The sequence below is a fragment of the Sphingomonas sp. CFBP 13714 genome (assembly GCF_014842205.1).
Classification (GTDB): domain Bacteria; phylum Pseudomonadota; class Alphaproteobacteria; order Sphingomonadales; family Sphingomonadaceae; genus Sphingomonas; species Sphingomonas aerolata.
The window spans coordinates 1-26,120 of record NZ_JACYVG010000006.1; the positions used below are offsets into that span (position 1 = coordinate 1).

The window sequence follows — 26,120 nt, forward strand, 5'->3', positions numbered from 1 at the left end:
ATCTAAACCTACAATGTCAAATAGCCGACAAAAATACCGACACTCGCATAACCTCCCTCGCGGAAGGCTTGGAGCATCTGGTTGTTTGCGACCGCAGCAACCAGACCGTGTGGCCGTTCGCTGCGGTGACACCCCTCTAGGGCCACTCCCCAATCCCGTCAAACGCAAATTTCACTTTTATGGCAATTTTTGCGCCCTGACGCGTTCTGCGCTCCCAACGGCGCGGAACAGGGTTCGGTCGGCGATAATCGTACGAGCCCGGCCGCAGGAACGACGTGATCCAAGTGCGTTGCCACTGAGCGGGATCAGGATATTCCATAAGTCGAGCGATTCGAACGGTGAGCCGAGCGCATCACATACTTCCCCGGTCATCCCCCGCCGAGGCGTTCTCGTTCCTACTTGATGACCAGCGCCTTATCCGAACATCGCCCCGGCAGCACATCAGGCCCACGCACGTCTTTTGCGACGCGGAGTGCCGCGGCGGATAAGCTCGTCCGGAAGCTGCGCGACCGGCACCCCCTGTCGGTTGCCGAGGAGGTCGCGCTTAACACGTTGCTTGCGGCCAAGGCCGGGCCGATTTCCGGACGAACGGTGTTGCTCGACCGGGGGATGCAGCCAAGCGGGATCCACGTCCTGCTTGACGGCTGGGCGTGCCGCTACACAATGCTCGTCGATGGGCGCCGCCGGATCGTCGCCTTTTATCTCCCGGGCGATGTCTGTGATTTCGACGTCTTCCTGCTGGCGGGGATGGACCAGACGATCGCCGCGATCACCCCTGCACGCGTTGCGGTGGTCGATGCCCCGATGCTGGCCGGGCTTGCCATCGACCACCCGCCCCTGACGCAGGCCCTGTGGTGGGAATCGCTGACCGCCGCCGCGATCCAGCGCGCCTGGACGCTCAATGTCGGGCAACGCAGTGCCAAACAGCGGATCGCACATCTGTTGTGCGAGCTATATCTGCGAATGGACCGGGTTGGGCTCGTACAGAACGGCAGTTGTGCGCTGCCGTTGACCCAGTTTCATCTGGGGGATGCCTGTGCGCTGACGTCCATCCACACCAATCGTACGCTTCAAGAGCTGCGACGTGACGGCTTGCTGTTACTCGAGGCCCGACGCCTGACGATCCACGACTGGCCGGCGCTGGTCCACCTGGCCGCGTTCGACCCCGCCTATCTCCAACTGTCCAAGCAGCCCGGTACCTCGTGATAGTGCGGCCCTTGGCTGAACAGCGGCCCGGGTGGTGGTCTGCTTCTTCATAGACGTCCAGCTAAGGCGGCGTTACCGCTCTAGCGTGCCACGCCACCCCGTTAAGCCATTAACGCCCGCTCGCCACAGAGCCGTCTGCAGACAGGCGGTCTCCGGGCGAGCGAGACTAGACGCGGCCTATTTAACGGCCGCCAGACCTACAGCCGGAAGGACAGCGACGCGACATAGGTCCGCCCGTTCTTGTAGAAGGCCGTGGGCCGATCGGGCGTCGCGTTATACTGGCGATAGGTCTCGTCGAGCAGGTTCTGCGCGTTGAGCGACAACGTAACCTGCTTGGTCAGGTTGAACCCTGCCGACAGATCGAGCTGGTTATACGCGGCGACCATTTCGCGCGAGCCGAGACGGCCAATCGTGCGGAAATACTTCGTCCGGTAATTGTAGCTCAACCGCGCCTGGAACGGTCCGCTTTCGAAATAGGGGATCACGTTGACGGTGTGCTTCGACAGATAGGGAAGGTTGAGATCGACGCCCGACGCGTCGGTCGAGGAGGTCGTGCTGTACTGATAGGTATAATTCGCCTGGAGCCCAAACCCGCCCCATATCTCGCTCTGCCCAGACACGAGTATGCCGTTCACCTTCGCCTTGCCGCCGTTGATCGGCTGCGAAACGCTGTAATTGTTCTCCAGCCGCCCGGTCAGCGAATTGAACAAAGTCACCCCCTCGGTCCGGGTGGTAATGATGTAGTTGCTGATGTCGCGACGGAAGGCCTCGACCGCGAGCAGGCTGCCCGGACGCGGGTAGAATTCCGCGGTCAGCTCGTAATTGGTCGACTCATACGGCTTCAGATTGGGATTGCCGCCACCCGCATCGCGCGTCGTATCGTTTTGCGAGATCGATGCCGCCAGATCCTGATAGCGTGGCCGCGAGATCACCTTGGCGACCGCACCGCGGAAGATGAGCGACGAACTCGCCTCATAGGCGATATTGAAGCTCGGCAGGAACTTAAGATAGTCGGTCGATGTCGTCGTCGGGGTCGGCACGGGGTTGGGGTTGGCCGCGGTCGACAGCGTCAGCGCATAGTCCGAAACGTCCTTGGTATAGACCAGCCGGCCACCGATATTGCCGCGAAAGCCGCTCTGCTCGAAATTGAGCTGCGCATAGCTCGCCGCGACGGTTTCCTTGACCCGGGTCGACGCGCCGATCTTGCGGATCAGCGGCGAATTGATCGCATTCGCCAGGATATCGATCACCGACTGTTCGGACAGGTTCAGATACTGCGTCGCGTTGCCCAACCCGCCGCTGCCGCTGAATGTGCCGTCCGGAGTCGACGCGGTCGGCACGTTGAGCTGCGATGCAAGCTGCGACGTGGTGAGATAGGTGTTGATGCCGCGACCGTCGATGCGGTTGACATGGTCGGTGACGCGTGCGCCGAGCATCAGCTGCGTGAACGGCCCGAACGAAACCGGGATCGTCGCATCATAGCCGCCGAAGATGTCGCGATCGGTCGTCACGCTGTAATCGAGGCCGCCGATCTGCGCGGCGTTCAGCTGCGTGCCGCCGACCAGCACCGGGCTGCCCTCGATCTGTGCGGGATTGTTGTTCGGGTTGGTGAAGTAGTTTGCGGGGTTGGTCGGGTCGCCGGTGAAGTTGACCGTCGCCGTGTCGTTGGTGAAGGCATAGCTGAACGGCAGTCTGGTCTGCACGTTGAACAGATATTCGGGATTGCGCCCGCCCCTTGCCCGGCTCCAGCCACCCGCGAACGACACCTTGGCGCCGTCATCGCCTTCCCAATCCGCGAACAGGTTCAGATTATCGGTTGTCAGCTTGGTCTTGCGGACGAGCGTGTCGAGCTGTGCACTCTGACTCGTGGCAGCACCGAAGGTCGCGGCGTTGACGACCCCGTTGCTGATATTGGCCGACTGCAGCACGTTACCCGTCCAGGCCCCGGGAATGGTGTACATCGACTGGCTGTAATTGTCGTAATTGCCGTTGATGTGCAGGCCGTTGAGCGTCAGCGTCAGCTCCGAGCTGGGGCGGTACTGAACGGTGCCCGATACGCTCTTGCGCTCGCGCGTCTGCTGGAAATAGGCGTAGTTGATGCCGAACGGCGACGCGGCCTTGTAGAGATCCGCAATCGTTCCGCCAGTGATGGTCGCACCCGGACTCTTCAGGCTAAGCGTGCCGTCCTGCGCGCGGTTGACGAACGGGCTGTTATAGGTGCCGTCCGCATTCGCCGCGGCATTGTCATAGCCGAAGAATTCCACGCCGGCGCGCGTCAGGCTCTGCTTGTCATAGGTCGCGGCGACCAGCACACCGAACGTCTCCGCATCATTCTTCCAGCTGTACAGCCCCGAGCCGCGGACATTGCCCTTGTCCGAACGGTCGTTGTACGAATAGCCGCCCGACGCGAAGATCGAATTGGCCTTGAGCTCGAGCGGCCGGCGGGTGCGGACGATGACCGTGCCCCCGAGGCTCCCCTCCTCGATCCGCGGTTCGGGCGACTTGTACACCTCGAGCCGGTCGACGAGTTCGGGCGCGAGCAACGAATAGTTGAAGGTGCGGCTCGACGGGTCATTGTCGTTACCGCCCCAATCCGCCGATGCGAGCGCATGACCGTCGAGCAGCATCCGGTTGAGCGCGGGATCGGTACCAAGGATGGCGACCTTCTCGCCCTCGCCGAAGCGCCGATCGATGCTCACGCCGGGGATGTGCGACAGCGATTCGGCGACGTTGCGGTCAGGAAACTTGCCGATCGCTTCGGCGCTGATCACGTCGACCACGGCATTGGCCTCGCGCTTGACCGCGATCGCGCTGCGCAGGCTGCCGCGGATACCGGTGACGACGATGTCGCTGTCCGCGTCCCCCGAGGGGGCGGCCTGCGTGGGAGGTGTCTGAGCGGATACGGGCTGCTCGGCGGCGGCTGGCGGGGCGGATGACGGCGCGGTTTGTGCGCCCGCAGGCGCGATCAGCCCGGCGATCGCGCTGGCGACCATTGCGGTGGATGCGAGCAACATCTGCTTAGGAAAAACCATTGGTCAAAGCCCCTTTTCATAGGCGCCATCGCGCCATCCCGATGCAGCCCATGCCTGCACCCGTAAATCCCGCGAATCGCCCGGTATTCTTTTGGTAGCCAGGTCGATGTCTAGGCGCCGCTACCTATATCAAATTCATTTTCCGAATCTAATGCGAAAATTACCTTTTTATTACCAATTCTGGGAGGGACGCATTCCAGTCCGGCGGTTGCCCCGTGGCTGCGGACCTGACGCCAGCAAGGCCCGGGCCGAGTTCGTTCGACAAGGCAAGACGCGTCAGCGCATCAATTTGCCAAGGTACTCCACGTTTCGGAAGATGGTGTCAGTCGCGAGCCGAAGACACATTCCTTTGCCCGTCGAGGGACTTGCCCACGCTTACTGACAGGCGCTAGCGCATCATGACCCCGGCAGCTGACGCCAAGATCGACCGCAGCGGATCTAATACTCGCTTAGGCTCGCGAGGCATCCGTTGGCGAACCCCGAATAAGGGCAACACTCCGTACCAATATAGGATGTTTGCGGCGTCCACTGAGCCATGCGGTTTGTGCGCGGCGGGTGTCGCTACCAGCCCCAGCGAAAGCGCTGATCAGGCGAGCGCAAAATATCCTCGTAGCGCAATGCTGCGCGCGGCAGCGCCCTGTCCATGGCGCCGGAGCCCCTGCCCATGGCATAGGGCCTGACCAACCCCATGGTCGCGCAATTCCTCCGTGCGGGGGGCGTGCCTACGATTCCCCCGTACCTGCGCCACTCGCGGGGCAGATCGCTCGCCCTATCGCAGGATCGGCAGTGTTGCGGGCTTCCCGGGGAACCGCTCGCATGACAAGGGGTTTCTGAAATTGGCCGTTTTGGCCGTATCCCGGGAGACGATACACAATGACTGATTTTGCCGATCTTGTAGATGGATACCAGCGGTTTCGGACGTCCGACTGGCGCCGTCAGCATGACCGTTGGGAGAAATTGAAAGTCGGACAGGAACCGCGCGTCATGGTGATCGCCTGTTCGGACAGCCGGGTCGAACCCGCGCAGATCTTCGACACGTTGCCTGGTGAGATGTTCGTCGTCCGCAACGTCGCCAACCTCGTTCCGCCGTTCGAGACGGGCGGCGGCTATCACGGCGTTTCTGCCGCGGTGGAATTTGCGGTCACGCAGCTCAAGGTCGGCGAGATCGTCGTACTCGGCCATGGCCAGTGCGGCGGCTGCAAGGCGGCGCTCGCAGGCACGTTCGACAAGGCAGAGCGCGGCCAGGGTGGCTTCATCAGTGACTGGGTGCATCTGCTCGATGGCGCACGCGAGTCCGTCGCCAAGGATCATGCCGATCTGAAGTCTGAAGAGGCTCGCGAGGCGATGGAGCAGGCTGCCGTTCGGACGTCGATTGAAAATCTGCGGACCTTCCCGTTCGTCCGCGATGCAGAGGCTGCCGGCGATCTCGAGATCCGCGGCGCGGTGTTTGCGATCGACGACGGCATTCTGCGCGTGATGGACGAGGATGGCGGGTTCACGCCGGCTCAGCCCCGCGCGGACTGATGCCGAGGCCGGGCCGGCGAAAGCGTCGTCGGCCCGGCGGATTCTTAGTTTAAACCTCACCTGCTGGTCGTCGCGCCTCCTCGCAAATAGTCACGGGAAACCGAGACTGTACGCGGGTTGCGGCCCGTCAGATTAGGGCGCTATGTTGCTGGCTTCTGACTGGAGGTCCTATGACTCGCCTTGCCTTGGTTATTGCTGCCGGCCTGTTGGCCGCCACGGCGGCATATGCCGCACCCGATCCCGCGCCGAGCGCCGCCCTGGTCGCGGCAACCAAGGCCGGGACGCGAACGCCCGCGACGATCGCGCGCGACGCTTTCCGCCACCCCGCCCAGACGCTCGCGTTTTTCGGTGTGAAGCCCGGTGACACGGTCGTCGAGATCTGGCCCAGCGGCGGCTGGTATACCGAGATCCTCGCGCCCTATCTCGCAGCCCGCGGCACGCTTTATGCCGCTGCGCCGAGCGAGAAGGGTCTCGCAGCTGTCCGCGCCAAGCGCCAGACGATGCCCGAAGCCTATCGCGCGCTGCGCTATGCCATGTTCCCGGCGGTCGCTGGCCAGCCGACCGTGCCCGCAGGCTCGGCGGACGTCGTGCTGACCTTCCGCAACGTGCACAACTGGCGGTTCGGGGCCGCCGATCAGACCCAGGCCGCGTTCGACCAGATGTTCGCGATGCTCAAGCCCGGCGGCACGCTTGGCCTTGTCGAACACCATCTGCCCGAAGCGTCGGGCAAGATCGAGGAAGGCAAGAGCGGCTATATGAAGCGGTCGTCGGTCATCGCCTATGCCACCAACGCAGGATTCAAGCTGGCAGCCGAGAGTGCGGTCAATGCGAACCCGAAGGATACGCATGACTATCCCAAGGGCGTGTGGACCCTGCCGCCCAATTACGCCGAGGGCGATGTTGGCCGCGCGCGCTATGCCGCGATCGGCGAAAGCGACCGGATGACGCTCAAGTTCGTCAAACCCCGTTGATTGCCGCGCAGAGTGTAACCCGCCGCATCCAAGATTTGGAAGCGGCGGGTTACGCTGTTACGACACCCGTGTGACCGCCACCCCACTCCGTTTCCTCGAACGTCTGCCGCTGCTATGGGATCGCCGCGCCATCGCGTACGGCGTTGCGGTCGCCCTCTCCATCGCTGCCTGCGCGATCCGGATCGGCGTCGATCACCTGCTGCCGCCCGGTTTTCCGTTCCTGACCTTCTTCCCGGCGGTCATCATCTCGTCCTTCCTGCTCGGGCGCGGTCCCGGATCGGCGGCTGCGCTGCTGTGCGGCGTGCTGGCCTGGTATTATTTCATCGCGCCACGCCAAGGGTTCACACTCGGCGTCGATACCGCGGTGGCACTGCTCTTCTATGCCGCAGTCGCTGCCGTCGACATCGCGCTGGTCCACTGGATGCAGCAGGCCAATCACCGGCTGCGCGACGAGCGCGAACGCAACGCCGACCTTGCGCTGCGCAGCGGGCTGCTGGCTGATCGGACCGAGGTGCTGTTCCGCGAACTGCAGCACCGCGTATCGAATAACCTCCAGATGATCGGGGCAGTCCTGGCGTTGCAGAAGCGCGGTATCGCCGACCCTGCCGCGGCTCTCGCGCTCGACAATGCAGCGACCAAAATTACGCTGATCGGCCGGATCCAGCGGCAGCTCTACGATACCAGCGGATCGCTGATCGCGCTTGACCAGTTCCTCCACCAACTGACTGCCGACGTGATCGAGGCGGGCGGCAATCCCGGTATCGTCCACTCGGTTTCCGCACCGCCCGGCGTCATGCTCCCCCCTGACGCGCTGATCCCCGTTGCGCTGATCATGGCGGAGGCGATCGCCAACGCGATCGAGCATGGTCTGGTCGGACGCGACCATGGCAGCATCCGGGTCGATCTCGTCCAGACCGCCACCGGGTTGCAGCTCTGCGTGACCGACGACGGCGCCGGATTGCCCGAGGGATTCGATACGCGCGGCTCGACGAGCCTCGGCCTGAAGATCGCCACCACGCTAGCGCGACAGCTCGGTGGCAGCTTCGACGTCAGAAGCGCCGATCCGGTCGGCGCACAAAGCGTGCTGACCATTCCCCATTCCCCCGCAGGACAGCCCCCTACCCCATGATCATCCGCAGCGACGAATTCATCGATATCCCTCGCATCGCCAGCGGCACTCCTTCGGATGATGCCATGCCGTCACCAGGCGGCGTCATGCGCACGCACCTGTTCCGCCCCGCGGTTGAGGGACGCTATCCCGGCGTTCTACTGTTCTCGGAAATCTACCAGGTCACGGATCCGATCCGCCGACTCGCCGCCTATGTCGCCGGCCACGGCTTCTGTGTCGCGGTGCCCGAGGTCTATCATGAGTATGAGCGACCCGGGACGGTTCTGCGCTACGACGCGGCCGGCACCGATCGCGGCAACGCGCTGAAGGTCACGAAACCTGTTCATGCCTTTGACGCGGATGCGGTCGCAGCGCTCGACAGCCTCGCCGCGCACCCCGCCTGTACCGGTCGGCTTGCGACGATGGGCGTCTGCCTGGGGGGCCATCTCGCCTACCGCGCCGCGCTCGATCCCCGCGTCGCAGCGGCCGCGTGCTTCTACGCGACCGACATCCACGGCGGAACGCTCGGTGCGGGCAAGCAGGATGATAGTCTGGCGCGCATGGCAGAGCTGAAGGCGGAAACGCTGTTCATCTGGGGGCGGCAGGACCCGCATGTCCCGTTTGCCGCGCGCGAGACGATCCGCGCGCGACTGGAGGCGGTCGGTGCCACTTATGGCTGGCTCGAGGTCAACGGCCAGCACGCGTTTTTGCGTGACGAGGGACCACGCTATGATCCCGCCCTGTTCGCCCAGACGCTGAACGCGGTCATCGCTCTATTTAACCGCACCCTAGCCGGATGACGGCCCACCGCCGGTCAGCCGGCTAGGCGCCTCGCGGGCTCCGACGCAGGAGGCTCAGCGCGGCCACAACCGCGCTGCGCCGCGCACGCCCGAGGAATCACCCCAACGGGCCGGCACCACCTGCCCCTTCCAGTCGCCACCGAAGCTGTAGCGATCGATCACCGCGGGAAGCCGGGCGTAGATCGCTTCGACATTCGACATGCCGCCGCCGAACACGAAGACGTCCGGGTCGACGATATTGGCGATCATCGCCAGCGCGCGTCCAAGCCGATCGACATAGGCGTCGAGCGATGCGACCGCGTCGGCTTCGCCGTGTCGCGCGGCCTCGACGATCGCGGCGCCGTCGAGCATCTGCCCGGACCGGGCGGCATGATCCTGCCGGAAACCAGTCCCCGATATCAGCATGTCGAGACACCCGCTTTGTCCGCACCAGCATGACGGACCGGGATATTCCGCCGCGGTCATCCACGGAAGCGGGACATGGCCCCATTCGCCCCCCATGCCGTTCGCGCCCTCGACGATGTGGCCGTCGACGACCAGTCCGCCTCCGACGCCGGTCCCGACGATCACCGCAAAGGCGGACCGCGCGCCGGCTGCCGCACCGTCAACCGCTTCGGACAGTGCCATGCAATTCGCGTCATTGGCCATCCGGACCTGACGGCCGAGCGCAGTCTCCAGATCCTCGCGAAAGGCGCGGCCGTTGAGGAAGGTGGCGTTGGAGTTGCGCATCAGCCCGTCGCGCGGACTGATCGATCCGGGCGTACCGACCCCGATCGAGCCCATGGCGCCCGCCTCGCTCTCGGCGCGAGCGATCAGGTCGCCGATCGTCCCGATGGCGTCGCCGTAATTTCCCGGGTTCGGGCTGCGCACGCGGGCAAGGAACTGACCGTCGGCGTCGAGGGCCGCTGCCTCGATCTTCGTGCCGCCGACATCGATACCGATCTGGATCACTGCATCTCTCTCTGACTTTGGTTTGGAGGCACCCTGCCCGCGAGAAAGATAAAGTCAATTTGCTTTAACAATCAGCCCTTAATCAGGATGGCGTCCGACGGCAGGATCCGGTCGAGAAACGGCAGGATCGCAGCGCCCACGGCGGGCGCATCGCGCGACAGTGTGGCGCGCCGGATCGGTGCACGCGCCGGGATCGTCGGCGCCGCCGCGATCAGCTTGCGCGTCGTTTCCGACGCCAGTCGGTCGAGCACCAGGTCGGGGAGACGTCCGCCGATCAGCACCGCGGCCGGGTTGATCAGGCAGTTGACGGCGGTCAGCGCAGGCACGAGGGCGCTCGCGCACTCGTCGACCCATGCATCCAATGTGCTGCCGAACTGCTCGGCAAGCTCCAGCGCCGGGTCGAACGGCGTGGTCAGGCCCGCCTGTTCGAGCCGCGCGGCAAGTGCGGACAAGGACACCACGTCCTGAAGTACCTGTCCCGGCATACCCGTCAGCGGCAGAAAGCCAAGCTCGCCGCTCCGCGCATCGGCACCGCGATAATAGGATCCGTCAATGACGACCCCGCCCCCCAGTCCTGCGCTGACCAGAATGTAGAAAAAGCTCGCATGATCGAGCCCGCCGCCGAACTGCGCCTCGCCGATCGCCGCCGCCGCCGCGTCATTATCGATATGGACCGACCAGGGAACGACACCGGCGAGCAGTGCCTGGAGGTCGACAGCACCCCAGCATTCATAGCCCGCCGGACGATGCGGCAACGCCACCTGCCCCAGATCGTCGGGCAGTGCCACGCCGACGCCGAGGATCCGGTCGGCGCGCAACACGTCCGATCGCCGGATCTCGGCAATCTCCTTGCCGACGATACCAATGATGTCGTCGGGCATCGCGAACGCGATCTGCTGTGTGAACCGGGACCGGACCTGCCCCGCCAGATCGAGCGATACGAGCGTGACGTGATCACGGTCGATGTTCAGCCCGATCGCGAAGCATCCATCGGGGTTGATCCGCAATCGTACCGCCGGCTGGCCACGTCCGCCCTTGCGGCGCCCGGCATCGACGATGAGATCAGCCTCGAACAGGCGCCCCGTGATATTCGCGATCGTCGGCGCGGTGAGGTTGGTCATCGTCGCGATCTCGGTCCGGGTGATGTCCGGATTTCGACGGATGACCTGGAGCACGACGCGCTGGTTATAGTCGCCCGCCCGTTCGAGATTCGTGCCCGACAGGCTCGGGCCGAGCCGCACCGCGCGTTCCTCCGCAGTCACCCCGCCACCGGCATGCGGCTCGAAATCCGAGAAATCCACGGCTTGCTCCCTCCCCGGAACGTCGAGGTGCGCATCGATGTGACTTCGCGCGCCGCCCCGTCAGTCGCGCGTGCCGACGGCCCCAAATGCGATCCTATAGTCCGACATCCACCCCAGCCGGTCAATTGAATATGCCAAGTTGGTTATATCTCCGCACAGGAAACCACTGCGGGTTGGCACGACGCCGTGCACACGGCCGCGAACAAGCCACGTCGCGCGGTTGCAAAGCCTGTGGTATCGCGCCGCAATTCAACCATTTGGAAAGATCGACATCGATGATTACACGGCTCGAAGATCTGGAGCGGGTCCGCGCCGAAAGCCGGTCGCTTGTCACCCGGCGATCCTTGATGTCGGCGGGCGCCGCGGTCGTACCGGTCCCGGGCGTCGACCTGGTCGCGGATGTCGGCCTGTTGACGACCCTGCTGCCGAAGATCAGCGAGATGTTCGAGCTCGATCACGAGCAGGTCCAAAAGCTCGAGCCGCATCTTGCGCAGCAGGTGCTGGTGATGGCGTCGAGCATGGGCAATAACGTGATCGGGCGCATGGTCACCAAGCGGGTCGTCGCGGCGCTGCTGCGGCGGGTCGGCACGCGGATGGCGGCGGGATCGCTTGCCAAATACGTACCGTTCGTCGGTTCTGCCTTCGCAGCCACGATCAGCTTCGGGGCGATGAAGCTGGTCGGCAACGCGCATATCGAGGATTGCTACAAGACGGCACTGGCGTTGCTGCCGGCGTCGGGGCAAATCGCTCCGGTCTCGCCCCCGGCGGGCGGTATCGCACGCTGACCCGGCGCACGCAGCGCTCCACGAAGAGGACCGACACATGGCGAAACAATATTGGGCACAGCTGATCGATTTCGAAGAGGAGATGCAGTCCGCGTGCATCTCCGGCGCGACCGATCACGAGGATGCCGCCGAGACGCTCATCTCCGACTTCGTCGGGCAGATGGGTGGAGAAATCACCAAGGGCGCGGTGCGCGTCTGGGTACAGGGCGAAAACCGCGAGAAGGTCTATGACTGGACCGTCGACCTGATCATCCCAGAGGATGACGGCACGCACGGCGGCGGCGAGGATGACGAGATCGAGGTCGAAGCCGAGATCGAATTGATCGAACGCACCTGACGCCCTCGCGCCAATCAGGCACCCCGTACGCCGTGGCGTACAGAGTGCCCTGGCTTGAGCCGCAACAGATTAGCTCGGGGCGCCCTCGCCGCCGTTGAACCCGCGCTCGAGAATCTGCGCGACCAGCCGATCGCGTGAGCGCGCGGTTCGCTCTCCCAGGACGACGGCAATCAGTCGGCGGTTGCCGCGCTTGGCCGATGCCGCCAGATTGAACCCGGCCTCGACCGTATAGCCGGTCTTGATGCCGTCGAGCCCGTCAAAGGCGCCGAGCATGTGATTGTGGTTCTGCAACTGCCGTCCCGCCCAGCGAAACGACCGGGTGCTGAAATAGGCATAGCGATCCGCATGCTGGTCGATCAGTGCCTTGGACAACATGGCCATGTCGGTCGCGGTCGTGAGATTGGCGCCGGGCAATCCGGTGACGTTGGTGAACGACGTCCGCCGCATGCCGAGCGTTCGCGCCTTTGCGGTCATCCGCCGCGCGAAGCCGGCTTCGCTGCCACCCAGTTTTTCGGAAAGCGCTACCGCCACGTCATTGGCCGAACTCACCGCGATCGCCCGGATGGCTTCGCCGACGGTCAGCCCGGCACCGGGTCGCAGACCGAGCCGTGACGGCGGCTGGTTTGCCGCAGCGCGTGAGAATTTGACGGTGTCGGACAGCTGCAGCTTGTTCGCGTCGAGCGCGTCGAACGCCAGGAACAGCGTCATCATCTTGGTCAGCGACGCGGGTCGACGGACCAGATTAGCCCCTTGCGCATATAATACCCGGCCGTCGCGCGCGTCGATCAGGATGGCCGACACGGTCCGCGCCGCCGCGGGCGATGGCGCGGCGAGCACAGGTTCAGCCAAAGCCGGAACCGCCATCGCCGTCCCGGGAATCGCCGCCAGCGGAACCGGCGCGGCGCGGCTCGCCACCCCGGCGGGCGACGCCGTCGATACCGCAGACGACATGGGCAGAACCAGCGTGGCCAGCGCCGCCAGCACGGCGGGGATACGGCGCTGATAGGCGCCGGTCGGCATCAGCCTCACTGCGGCTCCATCTCGTTCGTGGCGGGCACGTCATCGGTGGGTTCGTTCGCGCTGCTGCCGTCGCGGCGGACGCGCGCAGTCATGCCCGTCGCATCGGCATCGTCCTGCATCTGAACGTCCGGCGCGATTTCCGGAGCGGGCGGGGCCTCGGCTTTCACCTCTGCAGGGGCGGGCGCAGGCGCTTCCTCGGCCACCGCCGGCGCCTCGGCTTCGGCGGGGGCCTCTTCCTCATACGCGCTGTTTTCGGTCACGGGTGCGGTGTCCGGCTCGGACGGGGAACAGCCGCCGAGCGCGGTCGCCAACAGGCTCGCGCCGAGCGCGAAGCGGATCGCATATGCCTTGGTCATCATGGTCATGTCCCTCATCGTGCTGCCATCGCCTGCGCCGCCGACCGCGCCTCGATCTTGGAGGCCAGTGTCGAATCCCAGCTATAGGGATCCGCGCGGAAGTTCATCTGGCCGTTACCACTGGCGAATGCCGTCCAATAGAGCAGATAGACCGACACGGGCTTGCTGAGCCGCGCCCGGACCGTCGCGCCTTTGTCGACCGTCGCCGCGACCATCTCGGGGGTCCATTGCGGATCACCCGCGAGCAGGAGGTTGGCAAGCTCGGCAGGCTTTTCGAGCCGGACGCACCCGTGGCTCGCCAGACGGCTGAAGCTCGCAAACTTCGCGCGTGACGGGGTGTCGTGCAGATACACCGAATAGGGATTGTCGAAATCGAACTTGTACCGCCCCAGCGCGCTCTGCGTACCAGCGGCCTGCTGCAGCCGCGTGCCGCCGATCACCTTGAAGCCGTTGCGCTTCAGGTATCCCGGATTGGCCTTTTCCTTCGGCCACAGCTCGCGCGTCGCGATCGAGGTCGGGACGTTCCAGGGCGGGTTGATCACGACGCTGTGGATCGTCGAGGTCAGCATTGGCGTCTCGTCGCCGGGGCGCCCGGTGACCGCGCGCATCGAAGTGATCGGCCGGTCGCCGTCGAATACCGTCAGGACCGCGGCGGCGATGTTCACCTGGATGCGATCCTTGGGCAGCTCCTGCGGCAGCCAGCGCCAGCGCTCCATGTTCGCCATGATCTGGCGGACGCGATCGGTCGCCGAGACGTTCAGCGCACCCAGCGTCTGCCCCGACACGATCCCGCTTGGATTGAGTCCGTACCGCCGCTGCGCGCGACGTACCCCCTCGAGCAGCGCAGCGTCGAACCGGTCGCCGCCGGCCGATACGTCCTTGTCCTCGATCGCAAGGCGCTGGCGGAGCGCAGTCACACGCGGGCCCGTCGCGCCGATCGTCATATCCGGGCCACTCGCCAGCATGGACCAACCGCCCGCCGCCGCGATCGCGCGATAGCGCTCGAGCCCGGCCTTGAGCCCGTCATACCCTGAATAGGGCGGCGGCAACGCGGCGAACCACGCGGCGATCCGGTCACGCTTCACCGCATCGGCAAAGCCCGGTAGCGGATCGAAGGCGGGCGGGCGCATGCCCCAGTCCCGCTGGAAGTCCGCTTCGGACAAGCGCCCGGCATGGACCGCGCGGGCATGGTCGAGCGCTTCGCGAACCAATGTGTCGTTGTCGACGTCGAGCACAAGTGACGGCCGCGCGAACGCGAGCCCCTGCCCCATCGTATCCGACGCAAGCAGCTTCTGCAGCTGTTTGACCTGGGCAACGGACAGCACCGGCATCCGCACCGTCGGCACCACCGGCGGCGGCGCCATACGTGGCGTCATCGCCTGCGTCGGCAGCGCAGGCTGGCTGGCTGGCGGGTTCGATGGGGCGACGGGCCTTTGCGGCTGGGTCTGGAACAGTTGCGGCGGCACCAGCTGCTCCTGCGGCGCTCGGGCCGAAACGGCGTCGACCGGGAGCAACAGGGCCACCACCGCGGCACCGCTCAGCATCGTGCCGAACCAGGGGGCGTTCGTCTTTGTCTTTGAAAGGCTTTGCATAGCGTCCCTATAGCGATCGCGTCCTGCGTCGCACGGGCAATATCGCCCTAGCCTGAATAAAGCCCGGACGACGCGATATTTCCCGCCGTCTTGCTGACTATCGCAGGGCCCAACGCCCCCTTCGGCCCGGGCGCGGCCGTGCCCGTCATTTGCGCGCCGCCCGAGTCGCGTCGCGCTCCGCTGCGAACGGCTCGGACGCGTTCCAGACCGGCCATGCCGTCCCCTCGGCGACCTCGCGGCCCAGCGCATAGGCGACGCTGCCCTCCTGCGCGGCGCCGGTCATGTCCCAGCGTGCGTCGAATTCGTCGCAGGTCTGGTGATAGCATCGTGCGTTGAACCGATCGCGCATCGCCTCGCCCGCCTTCGCCCCGCCCGTCACCAGATCGCGGCCCGCGCGGAAATACACCCCCGGCACGCCCTTCTGCGCCAGCGCATAATGGTCCGAGCGGTAATACCAGCCCGCCTCGGTATTCTCCTCGGGCACGATCCGCAGCCCCTGCGCCGCCGCAACCCGCTCGAGATCGCGCTCCATTGGCGTTCGCCCGACGCCGATAAGCTCGAGATCGCGCGTCCGCCCCAGCACGACATGCGGATCGAGATTGAACTGTGCGGCGGTCGTCGCGAGCGGCAGGACCGGGTAGTCGGCGTACCAGCTTGCACCAAGCAGCCCCTTCTCTTCCGCAGTCCACAGCGCGAACACGACCGAACGCCGCGGCCGGGCGGCGCCCGCATAAGCGTGCGCGATCTCGAGCAGCGTCGCGGTGCCGGTCCCGTTGTCGATAGCACCGTTGCGGATCCGGTCCGCGGGCGGATCGAACGCGTTCTCCCCATAGGCATCCCAATGCGCGCCATAGAGAATGCTGCCCGCCGCGGGATCGGTGCCCGGAAGAAGGCCGACGACATTGTGGCTCGCGACATGCTCCATCCGCGTTTGAACACGCGCCGACAGGGTCGCCCCCTTCAATATGATCGCAGCGAAATCGGCGCGCTGTGCGGCAGCCTTCGCCGCGGCATAATCCAGCCCCGCCTGCCGCAGCAGGCGGATCCCGATGTCGTTGCGCAGGTTGCCGCGTAGTCCGAACGCCGCAGGCACCGTCCCGGTGTCGAGCGCATAGCCCGGTACCGCGTCGCCGTTTGCGATCTGCAGCCAGGGATAGCTGGCCGGGAACGTCTCGTGGATCGTCAGGAACGCTGCAGCGCCGCGCTTCTGCGCCTCGCTCAGCTTGGTCCGTGCGGCCGGGCTCGAGGCGCGTCCGCCGAATCCCAGGTCGCGTCCCGCCTCGACATCGGGATCGCCGGCCAGGGCGACGACGATCTTGCCGCGCACATCGACGCCGCGATACGGATCATAGCCGAGCTTCGGTTCGACCACGCCATAGCCGACGAAGACGATATCGGCATGATCGAGCGCGGTCGTGCCGACGATCCGCGACGATGCCGCGATCTCGATCCCCGGCCGTAATGGCACCGACTGGTTGCCGAGTTGCAGCGTGAAGGTTGCGGCATCGCGGGTCCAGCGCAGCAGGGGCACACGCTGCCGATAGCTGGCGCCGGCAATGGGCTGCAGCCCGAGTTGCTTGAAGCGTTGCTCAAGGAATTCGAGCGTGACCGCCTCGCCCGCCTGTGTCGGTCCGCGCCCGTGAAACGCATCTGCGCTCAGCGTCTTGACGTCCGCCTTGATCCGGTCGGGCGACAGGATGGGTGGCCGTGGATCAGCGGCGATGGCAGCGGTAGTGGCCGAGACGGTGAGCAGCAGCAGCGGCAGGAGGCGTTTCATCGGCACAACCTGCCCGCGATGTGTCACGTGCACAAGCGAACGAATGAGATCGCACGCTATTCCCGCGCCTTAGGCCGCGATCTTCACCCCGGCAGACGAACGTGAACGCGGCGAAAGCGCGCTTCGACAAAGCTGTAGACGCCGAACAATCCCAGCCCGACGCCCGTCGCGGCCAACAGCCATTTGCCCCCCGGCTGGTCCTGCAGCATCGCCAGCGCGTCGGCCATGCCGCCGGCTTCAGTGGCGTGCGCCTGCCATGCCGCGACCGCAAAGAAGCCGGCGATGATCGTGAAGACGACTGCGCGGGCGCCATAGCCCAGCCGCCCCATCGTGCAGACATAGGAAGGCAGCGAGCCGTCATTGTGCAGGTCCTTGACGAAATCGCCCTTCCAGGCCTTCTTCGCCTGCATCACCGCTGCGGTGAGAATACCGATTGCGACCACGGCAACCAGCACGCGGCCGAACGGCACCGAAAGCAGCCAGCCTGTCCAGTCGCGGGCACTCTCGTCACCCGGGGACTGCCCGCCGCCACCCGTCCTTGGTTGCCAGGCGAGACGTGCCGCGCTCCAGGCAAGGATGAGGTGCGCGATCCCGCTGACGACGTGCCCGATCCGGGTCAGGGCGCCCTTGGCGTCGCGCATGATCTGCTCCGGATCGGCGATCGCTTCGGTCAGCCGCCACACCGCGTAGCCGAGCAGACCCGCGGCAATGACCGCCAGCAGGACGGCACCGAGCTGCTCGTCCGCCAGCGATCCGATCGCACCCTGATTGTCGGCGATCGTCCCGCCGCGCATTGCGGCATCGACCGCAAACCAGGCCACCAGACAATAGACCAGCCCGCGCGCGGCGAAGCCGAGACGTGCGAGTTGCGTCGCACGGACATCCGAGATGGTCACCGCAAATCCCCCTGGATCATATTGATCGTTACGCCGGCTAAACCCGCCGTGCGCAGCGACGTTCCGCCGGCGGTCACGACATCGCCGCGGCGACGCGGATCGGCGCAGCCCGGTACCGCGCCCGGGCCGCACCGGACCGTCAGGCGTGGACCACCTCTGCGGCGTCCGCGAAGGGGACCGGAAGGCGTGCAATCGCGGGACGCGCGATCAGGTAGCCCTGGCACAACCGTACCCCGAGCGCGCGCAACGCCGCCAGTTCGCCCGAAGTCTCGATCCCCTCGGCGATCGGGATGATGCCAAGTTCGTCGCACAATGCGATGACCGCGGCGACGATCGACCGCTTCACGGCGGACCCGTCGATCCCGCGGATCAATGCCATGTCGATTTTGATGACATCGGGATTAAGTTCGGCGAGCAGCCCCAGCCCCGCATAGCCCGCGCCGAAATCGTCGATCGCGGTCACGAACCCTTGCGCACGGTACGCCTCGATGATCCGCCGTACATGCGGGACGTCGCGCATGCGTTCGTTCTCGGTGAATTCGAACATCAGGTTGCGCTTGTCGAAGCCGACCCGCGCCGCTGCCCCCAGCGTCGCCCGGATACAGGCATTGGGTTCATAGACCGCGTTCGGCATGAAATTGATCGACAGCTTCACGTCCTCGCCCGGCGTGAACAGCGCGCCAGCCATCTCCACCGCGCGCACACGGCAAGCCTGATCGAACCAGTAGATCATGTCCCCCGACACCCTGTCGAGGATCGCCCCCGCGCCCGCACCGTCGGTGCCGCGAACCAGCGCTTCATAGGCCCAGACCCGCTCCGTCGCGATGTTGACGATCGGCTGGAACGCCATAGTGAAATCGAACGGGAGCATGCTGCCGGTGCCACAGGCACCGCACGTCACACGGGTCGCCGGCTCGACTGGTGCGATCGCGTCCGCTGGAGCGCGGGCTGCAGCCCGGAATGGGGCGGGGTCGATAAATGTCACTGTCGCTCCTTACCGCGCTCTATAGGGCCGGACGGGCATGAGGACCGGCGCGACGCCACCTCACTCCAAACTCGGTGAGGTCATTGTTAATCTACAACAATTAACAGAATGAGTAGTACTAGTTTATTATCATAGATCAAGTATCTTGTAGATGTGCAAACATGCGTCAATTGGTTGGCGGACGGCGGCGATAGCTCAGCGCTTCCGCGACATGGATACGCGCCACGTGATCGGCGCCGGCCAGATCCGCGATCGTCCGCGCGACGCGCAGTATTCGGGTATAACCCCGCGCGGTCAGCCGCATCGCCTCCGCCGCCTGCACCAGCAGACGCTGTCCCTGCGCATCTGGGGTAGCGACCGACTCGAGCAACGGGCCGTCCGCCTCGGCATTCGTCCGCACGGGATGTTCGCGATAACGCTCGGTCTGCACTCGGCGCGCCACCGCCACTCGAGCCGCCACCGCTGCCGATCCCTCGCCGGCCTGGGGCAGGACGAGATCGGCGGCCGTGACCGCCGCCACGTCGATGTGCAGGTCGATTCGGTCGAGCAGCGGCCCCGACACCTTGGCCTGATAGTCCGCGGCACAGCGCGGTGCCCGTGCACAGGCAAGGCCGGCATCGCCGAGATGACCGCAACGACACGGATTCATCGCCGCGATCAGCTGGACGCGCGCGGGGAAGGTCACATGCGCATTGGCGCGCGCGACGCTGATCGTTCCCGTCTCGAGCGGCTGGCGCAGCGAATCGAGCACCGCCCGCTGGAACTCGGGCAACTCGTCGAGGAACAGCACACCCAGATGCGCCAGGCTGACCTCCCCGGGCTTCACCTTTAAGCCTCCTCCGGTCAGCGCGGCCATCGACGCCGAATGATGCGGGCTGCGGAACGGGCGGGTCCGGGTCAGCCGTCCCCCCGACAGCGTGCCTGCGACGGACTGGACCATCGAAACTTCGAGCGCCTCGGCGGGGTCGAGTGGCGGCAGGATCCCCGGCAGGCACGCCGCCATCAGCGATTTGCCCGACCCCGGCGGACCACACATCAAAAGATTGTGCCCACCCGCCGCAGCGACCTCCAGCGCACGCTTGGCGGTCTCCTGCCCGCGAACCTGCGCAAGGTCAGGCCCGGCCGGCGCGGCATCGACCTCGCCGGGCTGGGGCGCGCGCAGCAGGCCATGGCCTTTGAAATGGTTGATCAGCGCGAGCAGGTCGGGCGCGGCGACCACCTCGATCGACCCGGCCCAGGCCGCTTCAGATCCTTGCGAGGCCGGGCAGATCAGGCCCTTGCCCTCGTTCGACGCATGCAGCGCGGCAAGCAGGACACCGGGCGACGCGGTGATCCGCGCATCGAGGCCGAGCTCGCCGACGACGACATAATCGGCAAGCATTTCGGCATCGATCACCCCCATCGCCGCCAGCAGCGCGAGCGCGACAGGAAGATCGAAATGCGATCCTTCTTTTGGCAGATCGGCCGGCGACAGGTTCACCGCGATCCGTTTCGGCGGCAATGCCAGCCCCATCCCCGCGATCGCGCCACGGACGCGCTCGCGGCTCTCGCCGACCGCCTTGTCCGCCAGCCCGACGAGGTTGAACGCAGGAAGTCCCGGAATCAGCTGGACTTGTACTTCGACGGCGCGCGCTTCCAGCCCGAGATACGCCACCGTCGACACGATCGCCGCCATGAAAATCCCCCGCCGCGTCGCTCGTCATGGCGGATCGCCACCGTCACGCCCTATTCATACCGGATTTGACCATTGGGCAATGGCGAGCGGCACGGTGCCGTCTTGCCAACCTAACACACCGGTCCCAAATGCCTCGCGTGAACGCTGTCCGCTCCTCGACCTATCGTCTCGTCCAGCTGCTGTGCGGCGGGATGATGATCCTTGCCGCCCCCCTGCTGACACCGGTGCCCGGACCGGCGGGCGTCTTCGTGTTTGCCGGCGGCATGGTCCTGGTACTGCGCAACTCGCCACGGGCACGGCGACGCTGGGGCCGGCTCAAGCGCCGCTGGCCGCGGGGCGGCCATTTCGTCGACCGGATGATGCGCCGCCGCAGCGCGTTGCGACGGCACGCGCGCGATCGGGCCGCCGCGGTTTCGCAGCGAGGCGATTCGGCGAAGACGGAGCCCGTGAATTGACTTGTCCCCCTAGTTTGCCTAAGCGCCCACCCATCAAGGCCGTCCCCGTGGCGGCCGTTTTCTATTTGATGACCTAGGGAATGACCAATGAAGCGGACCTTTCAGCCGAGCAACCTGGTACGTGCACGCCGTCACGGCTTCCGCGCACGGATGGCCACGGTCGGCGGCCGGGCAGTGATCCACGCCCGCCGCGCCCGCGGTCGCAAGAAGCTGTCGGCCTGACTGTCGCGGCCGGCGATGCCGGCCTGACGATCATGTCGAAACGCCGCGATTTTCTCGCGGCGAATGCGGGGAAGCGCGCACCGATGCCGGGATTCGTCCTGCTCATGCGCCCCCGCGATGACGGTGACGAGACGATGCGAATCGGCTTCACCGTCACGAAGAAGATTGGCAACGCCGTCGTCCGTAACCGCATGAAACGGCGGTTGCGGGCTTTGGCGCGTGAGCTGTTGGCGGAACGCGGTGTCGCTGGCGCCGATCACGTGCTGATCGGGCGCAACGGCGGCATCGAGCGTGATTACGCGCTGTTGCGAACCGAGCTCGGCAAGGCGTTCCGCAAGGTCACGCCGCAAGCAGCAACTGCTGCTTCAGTGGATACCACCACCCCGGCGAAGGCCGGGGCCCAGGTGGGAAAACCCCTTTAATGCTCCGCAGCCACTTTTCACTAGCGTCCCCCAACTGGGCCCCGGCCTACGCCGGGGTGGTCCGCAGTCTGGAATGGCGCTGTGCCGAAGGCGCGATCTTGCACCGCTTCTTGTTCTCCCGCGAGGGCGGTAGTCCAGTCTCGATCCCCGCCTTCGCGGGGAAACAGTTTTGGGGTGCACTGGTCCCGGCCGCATCGTGCTAGCCCGCCTCCTCATCCTCGTCGCACGCGGCTGGCAACTCGGTCCTTCACTGGTCCTGCCGTCGAGCTGTCGCTACGATCCTTCCTGTTCCGCCTATGCAATCGAGGCCGTTGGGCGCTATGGCGCGCGCAAGGGGGGCTGGTTGGCGGCGAAGCGCATCGCGCGCTGCCATCCTTGGGGCGGGTACGGACCCGACCCAGTCCCAGAGCTGAAGCCTGAGAAATTGAAAGACGCCGCCCTGTGAAAGACGACAAGCAGAATTTCGTGCTGTTCGCGGTTATCGCGGCGCTCATCCTGTTCGGATGGCCGATGATCCAGGGCAAGTTCTTCCCGACGGCCAATCCACCGGTGACGAAAATCGAAGGCGGCAAGACGAAGGCCGTCGCGAACCCCGCCGCCGATCCGGCCGCCGACGGGGCCGCCGCAGTGCGCGATCGCGCCGCGGTCATCGCCGAGACGCCGCGCGTCCGTATTGAAACCCCGCGGGTCTCCGGCTCGATCAACCTGAAGGGTGCGCGGATCGATGATCTCGTTCTCAAGGGCTATGACGAGACCGTCGCGAAGGATTCTCCGCCGATCCGTCTGCTTTCACCGGCCGGTGCACCCGACGCCTATTTCGCGAGCTTCGGCTGGCGCGCGCAGGGGCTTGCTCCGCCTGCCGCTGACGCCGTCTGGACTGCGTCGGGCGCGACGACGCTGACGCCGACGACTCCGGTCACGCTCGATGCGACCAACGCCACGGGCCAGCGCTTCCGCATCCAGATCGCGGTCGACGGCGATTACATGTTCACGGTCCGCCAGACCGTGCTCAACGCTGGCACCGCGCCCGTCCCCGTTGCCACCTATGGCCTCGTCAACCGTGTCGGCATCTCCAAGGATCCGTCGTCGATGACGATCCACGTTGGGCCGATGTCGGTCGACAATGGCGGCGCGCATTACCGTCCGAACTACAAGGACATCGACGAGGCTCCGCAAAAATTTTCGACCACCGGCGGCTGGCTCGGCTTCACCGACAAATACTGGCTGACCGCGCTCGTTCCCGACCAGGGCCAGGCGTTTGACGGCCAGTTCCGCGCGGGCGCCAACAAGGCCTATCAGGCGGATTACGCGCTGCAGCCCAAGCTCATCGCCCCCGGCCAGGCGGTGACCCAGACGTCGCGCTTCTTTGCGGGCGCGAAGGAGGTCAGGCTGCTCGATCGCTATACCGATCAGGCGGGCGGCGTCGCCAAGCTCGATTATGCAATCGACTGGGGCTGGTTCCGGATCGTCGAGAAGCCGATCTTCTATTATCTCGACTGGCTGTACCGTACGGTCGGTAATTTCGGCGTCGCGATCATTTTGCTGACGGTGACGATCCGCGGCCTGCTCTTCCCGATCGCGCAGCGCCAGTTCAAGTCGATGGCCGCAATGCGCGCCGTCCAGCCCAAGACGAAGGCGCTGCAGGAGAAGTACAAGGACGACAAGGTCCGCATGCAGCAGGAGGTCATGGCGCTGTACAAGGCGGAGAAGGTCAACCCGCTCGCGGGTTGCGCGCCGACGCTGCTCCAGATCCCGATCATGTACGCGCTGTACAAGGTGCTGATGCTGACGATTGAAATGCGTCACCAGCCGTTCGTCGCGTGGATCAAGGATCTGTCCGCGCCCGATCCGCTGACGCCGCTTAACCTGTTCGGTCTGTTGCCGTTCACCCCGCCGCACATGATCGCGATCGGCATCGTCCCGATCATCCTCGGCATCAGCATGTACTTCCAGTTCAAGCTGAACCCGACGCCGATGGATGACACGCAGAAGCAGGTCTTCAAGCTGCTGCCCTGGGTGCTGATGTTCGTGATGGCGCCGTTCGCCGTCGGTCTTCAGGTCTACTGGATCACGTCCAACTGCCTGACGATCCTTCAGCAGAAGCTCCTCTACGCCCGACATCCGGGCCTGCAAGCACCGGTGACCAAGTGAACGACCTTCCGAATGCCGGCTCGAACCTCGGTCCCGATCTCGAGCAGACCGACGCGCCGTTCACCGCGGAGCAGCTCGAGAATGCGCGCAAGCTGTTCGCCGGCCATGTCGGCTTCCTGAAGTCGGCGCCAACGCTCGAATTCCTGCCCGATGCTTCGGTGCCGGAGGTGGCGTTTGCCGGGCGGTCGAACGTCGGCAAGTCGTCGCTGCTCAATGCGCTGACAGGGCGCAATTCGATGGCGCGTACATCGAACACGCCTGGACGCACGCAGGAACTGAACTTCTTCGAGGTCGGCGCGCCGCTCGCTTTCCGCCTCGTCGACATGCCCGGCTATGGCTTCGCCAAGGCGCCCAAGGATGTCGTCAAGAAGTGGCGCTTCCTGATCAACGACTTCCTTCGCGGCCGCGACGTGCTCAAGCGCGCGCTCGTGCTGATCGACTCGCGCCACGGCATCAAGGACGTCGATCGCGAGATCCTCGAGATGCTCGACAAGGCTGCGGTCAGCTATCGCATGGTGCTGACCAAGGCGGACAAGATCAAGGCATCGGAACTCGTCGAGGTTACCGAGCGTACCGCGGCCGAGGCCCGCAAGCGCCCCGCCGCGCATCCCGACATCCTCGTGACGTCGAGTGAGTACGGGATGGGCATCCCCGAACTGCGCGCGGCGGTCGTCGAAGCCGTCAGCTGACGCCCGTGCATCCGGCGAGGGCGGCAGAGATTGCCCTCGCCGCTCCCGCCCGCTAGTCCCCGGGCCATGAAACTCGTCATCGGCAACAAGGCCTATTCCTCCTGGTCGCTTCGCGGCTGGCTCGCCTGCAAGCAGTCCGGGCTGCCCTTCGACGAGGTCGTCGTCCCGCTCTACGATGCGGAATGGGAAAAGCGGCGCCAGGGCGATGAGTTCGCCCCCTCGTCGGGCAAGGTGCCGATCCTCTGGGATGGCGAGGCGGTCGTATGGGACAGCCTGGCGATCGTCGACTATCTCGCGGACAAGGTGGGTCGCGACCGCTTCTGGCCCGAAGACGAGGCGGCACGCGCGATGGCCCGCTCGATGGCGGCCGAGATGCATTCGAGCTTTGCCGCGTTACGCAAGAAGCACAGCATGAACGTCCGCCAGATCTTTCCGGCAGAGCGCCCCGACGACGATGTCCTGGTCGATCTCCAGAGGATTATGGAGCTCTGGGCACAGGCACGTGCGCGCTTTGGCGGCGGCGGCGATTTCCTGTTCGGTACGTTCGGCGCGGCCGACATCATGTATGCGCCCGTCGTCACGCGGATCGTCACCTATCAGCTGCCGATCGCCCGGTTCGCGCAGGGCTATATGCAGGCGATGTTCGACCACCCCTTCATGCAGGACTGGATCGCCGGTGCGCAGGAAGAGGATTGGGTGATCGAACAATATGAGCAGCCGGCACCGAGCGCGCTGCGGTGATCGATCCGCTGGCGCTGGCGCAGGCGCTGCTGGCCGAGGACAGCGTAACCCCGGCGCGGGGCCGCGTGTTCGACGTGCTGGAGGCGGCGCTGACTCCGATCGGCTTTGACGTCGACCGCTTCACGATCGGCGAAGCGCCCGACGGTCCGGTGGAAAACATGCTCGCGGTCCGGACCGGATCGGGGCCGCATCTGGCATTTGCAGGGCATCTCGACGTCGTACCCCCGGGCGAGGGCTGGCAGGGCTCGCCCTGGTCGGCCGAGGTTCGCAACGGCCTGCTCTACGGGCGCGGCGCAGTCGACATGAAGGGCGCGATCGCCGCCTTTGCGGCGGCCGCCAGCCGGACCGACGCGGGCACCGTGTCGCTGATCATCACCGGGGACGAGGAAGGTCCTGCGACGTTCGGGACGCGCGCGCTGATCGATCGCATGGCAACACGGGGCATCCATCCCGACCAGTGCATCGTCGGCGAACCGACTTCCACGGCAGCGCTCGGCGACACGATCAAGATCGGCCGGCGCGGCTCGGTCAATATCTGGATCAGCGTCCCCGGGCGGCAGGGTCACGTCGCCTATCCGCACCTTGCCGACAACCCGATCCCACGGCTGGTGGCGATCCTTGCCGAGATCAAGACCGTCGCGCTCGACCAAGGCAATGCGTGGTTCCAGCCGTCCAATATCGAGATCACCGACATCGCGGTCGGCAATCCCGCGCATAACGTTATCCCGGCCGCAGCGTCCGCGCGGCTCAGCATCCGGTTCAACGACACGCATAGCGGCGACGCGCTCATCGCCCGGATCGCCGCGCTGGCGGCACGGCATGATCCAGCAGCGGTCGTCACCGGTCGCGTGTCGGGTGAAGCCTTTCTGACGGAACCCGGGCCGTTGTCGACCTTGGTGTCGGACGCGATCACCGCGGTGACGGGCGTCGTTCCCGACCTGTCGACGACGGGCGGCACGTCCGACGCGCGGTTTCTGGCGAAGCTGTGCCCGGTGGTCGAATTCGGGCTGATTAATGCGACGATGCACAAGGTGGACGAGGCGGTTGCGGTCGAGGACCTGTACCGCCTGACCGACATCTATGCCGATGTCATCGTCCGCGCGGTCGAGCGGGGATAACCCATC

Annotated in this window: 25 protein-coding genes; 15 read left to right on the forward strand and 10 right to left on the reverse strand. The window is 65.5% G+C overall.

From position 1 onward, the window contains the following. Positions 1-402: 402 nt before the first annotated feature. Positions 403-1,206, forward strand: coding sequence for a Crp/Fnr family transcriptional regulator (locus IFT54_RS13985; protein ID WP_192071126.1), 804 nt, complete (start codon positions 403-405; stop codon positions 1,204-1,206). 197 nt (positions 1,207-1,403) lie between these two features. Here the strand turns inward: IFT54_RS13985 and IFT54_RS13990 are convergent, their stop codons facing one another. After that, entirely contained in the window at positions 1,404-4,220 is a 2,817-nt protein-coding gene (locus tag IFT54_RS13990; protein ID WP_192071127.1) for a TonB-dependent receptor, read from the reverse strand. A gap of 891 nt (positions 4,221-5,111) precedes the next feature. On the opposite strand from IFT54_RS13990, the gene IFT54_RS13995 reads away from it, so the two are divergent. The 4 genes from IFT54_RS13995 to IFT54_RS14010 all read left to right on the forward strand — a co-directional run bounded on the left by IFT54_RS13995 (position 5,112) and on the right by IFT54_RS14010 (position 8,641). Beyond that, positions 5,112-5,762: a carbonic anhydrase gene (locus IFT54_RS13995; protein WP_031394264.1), complete on the forward strand. Its 651-nt coding sequence runs from the start codon at positions 5,112-5,114 to the stop codon at positions 5,760-5,762. Between the two features lie 170 nt (positions 5,763-5,932). Continuing rightward, positions 5,933-6,733 (forward strand): class I SAM-dependent methyltransferase, encoded by an 801-nt coding sequence (locus IFT54_RS14000; protein WP_192071128.1) that lies wholly within the window; start codon positions 5,933-5,935, stop codon positions 6,731-6,733. 70 nt (positions 6,734-6,803) lie between these two features. Further along, positions 6,804-7,862 (forward strand): sensor histidine kinase, encoded by a 1,059-nt coding sequence (locus IFT54_RS14005; RefSeq protein ID WP_107929492.1) that lies wholly within the window; start codon positions 6,804-6,806, stop codon positions 7,860-7,862. Positions 7,863-7,948: 86 nt separating this feature from the next. Beyond that, a complete protein-coding gene (locus IFT54_RS14010; protein ID WP_244649047.1) occupies positions 7,949-8,641 on the forward strand; it encodes a dienelactone hydrolase family protein in 693 nt (230 codons plus the stop codon). Between the two features lie 54 nt (positions 8,642-8,695). Here the strand turns inward: IFT54_RS14010 and IFT54_RS14015 are convergent, their stop codons facing one another. Both IFT54_RS14015 and IFT54_RS14020 read right to left on the reverse strand, forming a co-directional pair. Continuing rightward, positions 8,696-9,592, reverse strand: coding sequence for an ROK family protein (locus IFT54_RS14015; protein WP_192071130.1), 897 nt, complete (start codon positions 9,590-9,592; stop codon positions 8,696-8,698). A gap of 71 nt (positions 9,593-9,663) precedes the next feature. Further along, complete coding sequence (locus IFT54_RS14020; RefSeq protein WP_192071131.1) at positions 9,664-10,893, reverse strand: ROK family protein; 1,230 nt, start codon at positions 10,891-10,893, stop codon at positions 9,664-9,666. A gap of 275 nt (positions 10,894-11,168) precedes the next feature. On the opposite strand from IFT54_RS14020, the gene IFT54_RS14025 reads away from it, so the two are divergent. After that, entirely contained in the window at positions 11,169-11,678 is a 510-nt protein-coding gene (locus IFT54_RS14025) for a hypothetical protein (protein WP_192071132.1), read from the forward strand. A 37-nt stretch (positions 11,679-11,715) separates the two neighbouring features. Next, positions 11,716-12,015, forward strand: coding sequence for a hypothetical protein (locus tag IFT54_RS14030; RefSeq protein ID WP_192071133.1), 300 nt, complete (start codon positions 11,716-11,718; stop codon positions 12,013-12,015). A gap of 69 nt (positions 12,016-12,084) precedes the next feature. Here IFT54_RS14030 and IFT54_RS14035 read toward each other — a convergent pair whose 3' ends face one another. The 7 genes from IFT54_RS14035 to IFT54_RS14065 all read right to left on the reverse strand — a co-directional run bounded on the left by IFT54_RS14035 (position 12,085) and on the right by IFT54_RS14065 (position 20,316). Beyond that, the gene (locus IFT54_RS14035; RefSeq protein WP_244649069.1) at positions 12,085-13,035 is read right to left on the reverse strand and encodes a D-alanyl-D-alanine carboxypeptidase family protein; all 951 of its coding nucleotides are present in this window, start codon (positions 13,033-13,035) and stop codon (positions 12,085-12,087) included. A gap of 5 nt (positions 13,036-13,040) precedes the next feature. Further along, on the reverse strand, positions 13,041-13,394 hold the full coding sequence (locus tag IFT54_RS14040) for a hypothetical protein (RefSeq protein WP_192071134.1): 354 nt from the start codon (positions 13,392-13,394) through the stop codon (positions 13,041-13,043). A gap of 11 nt (positions 13,395-13,405) precedes the next feature. Next, positions 13,406-14,983, reverse strand: a complete 1,578-nt coding sequence (locus IFT54_RS14045) for a L,D-transpeptidase family protein (protein WP_244649049.1) — start codon at positions 14,981-14,983, stop codon at positions 13,406-13,408. A gap of 145 nt (positions 14,984-15,128) precedes the next feature. Further along, entirely contained in the window at positions 15,129-16,760 is a 1,632-nt protein-coding gene (locus tag IFT54_RS14050) for a M28 family peptidase (RefSeq protein WP_192071135.1), read from the reverse strand. An 83-nt stretch (positions 16,761-16,843) separates the two neighbouring features. After that, positions 16,844-17,656 (reverse strand): DUF1206 domain-containing protein, encoded by an 813-nt coding sequence (locus IFT54_RS14055; protein ID WP_192071136.1) that lies wholly within the window; start codon positions 17,654-17,656, stop codon positions 16,844-16,846. 139 nt (positions 17,657-17,795) lie between these two features. Beyond that, entirely contained in the window at positions 17,796-18,641 is an 846-nt protein-coding gene (locus IFT54_RS14060; protein WP_342354835.1) for an EAL domain-containing protein, read from the reverse strand. Between the two features lie 166 nt (positions 18,642-18,807). Then, positions 18,808-20,316, reverse strand: a complete 1,509-nt coding sequence (locus IFT54_RS14065) for a YifB family Mg chelatase-like AAA ATPase (RefSeq protein ID WP_192071137.1) — start codon at positions 20,314-20,316, stop codon at positions 18,808-18,810. Between the two features lie 137 nt (positions 20,317-20,453). Between IFT54_RS14065 and IFT54_RS14070 the strand changes: the two genes are divergently transcribed. The 8 genes from IFT54_RS14070 to dapE all read left to right on the forward strand — a co-directional run bounded on the left by IFT54_RS14070 (position 20,454) and on the right by dapE (position 26,114). Then, a complete protein-coding gene (locus tag IFT54_RS14070; protein ID WP_342354836.1) occupies positions 20,454-20,771 on the forward strand; it encodes a hypothetical protein in 318 nt (105 codons plus the stop codon). A gap of 87 nt (positions 20,772-20,858) precedes the next feature. Next, entirely contained in the window at positions 20,859-20,993 is a 135-nt protein-coding gene (rpmH, locus tag IFT54_RS14075) for a 50S ribosomal protein L34 (RefSeq protein WP_031393806.1), read from the forward strand. A 32-nt stretch (positions 20,994-21,025) separates the two neighbouring features. Then, the gene (gene rnpA / locus IFT54_RS14080) at positions 21,026-21,415 is read left to right on the forward strand and encodes a ribonuclease P protein component (RefSeq protein ID WP_192071139.1); all 390 of its coding nucleotides are present in this window, start codon (positions 21,026-21,028) and stop codon (positions 21,413-21,415) included. A 196-nt stretch (positions 21,416-21,611) separates the two neighbouring features. Continuing rightward, the gene (gene yidD / locus IFT54_RS14085; protein ID WP_081874402.1) at positions 21,612-21,860 is read left to right on the forward strand and encodes a membrane protein insertion efficiency factor YidD; all 249 of its coding nucleotides are present in this window, start codon (positions 21,612-21,614) and stop codon (positions 21,858-21,860) included. Further along, a complete protein-coding gene (gene yidC, locus IFT54_RS14090; RefSeq protein WP_056406343.1) occupies positions 21,857-23,566 on the forward strand; it encodes a membrane protein insertase YidC in 1,710 nt (569 codons plus the stop codon). The genes yidD and yidC overlap by 4 nt, the downstream gene beginning before the upstream one ends. Positions 23,567-23,658: 92 nt before the next feature. Further along, positions 23,659-24,255, forward strand: a complete 597-nt coding sequence (gene yihA, locus IFT54_RS14095) for a ribosome biogenesis GTP-binding protein YihA/YsxC (protein ID WP_213014532.1) — start codon at positions 23,659-23,661, stop codon at positions 24,253-24,255. Between the two features lie 66 nt (positions 24,256-24,321). Next, positions 24,322-24,996 (forward strand): glutathione S-transferase, encoded by a 675-nt coding sequence (locus IFT54_RS14100; RefSeq protein WP_192071141.1) that lies wholly within the window; start codon positions 24,322-24,324, stop codon positions 24,994-24,996. Then, positions 24,993-26,114: a succinyl-diaminopimelate desuccinylase gene (dapE, locus tag IFT54_RS14105; protein WP_192071142.1), complete on the forward strand. Its 1,122-nt coding sequence runs from the start codon at positions 24,993-24,995 to the stop codon at positions 26,112-26,114. Before IFT54_RS14100 ends, dapE begins: the two co-directional genes overlap by 4 nt. Positions 26,115-26,120 lie beyond the last annotated feature (6 nt).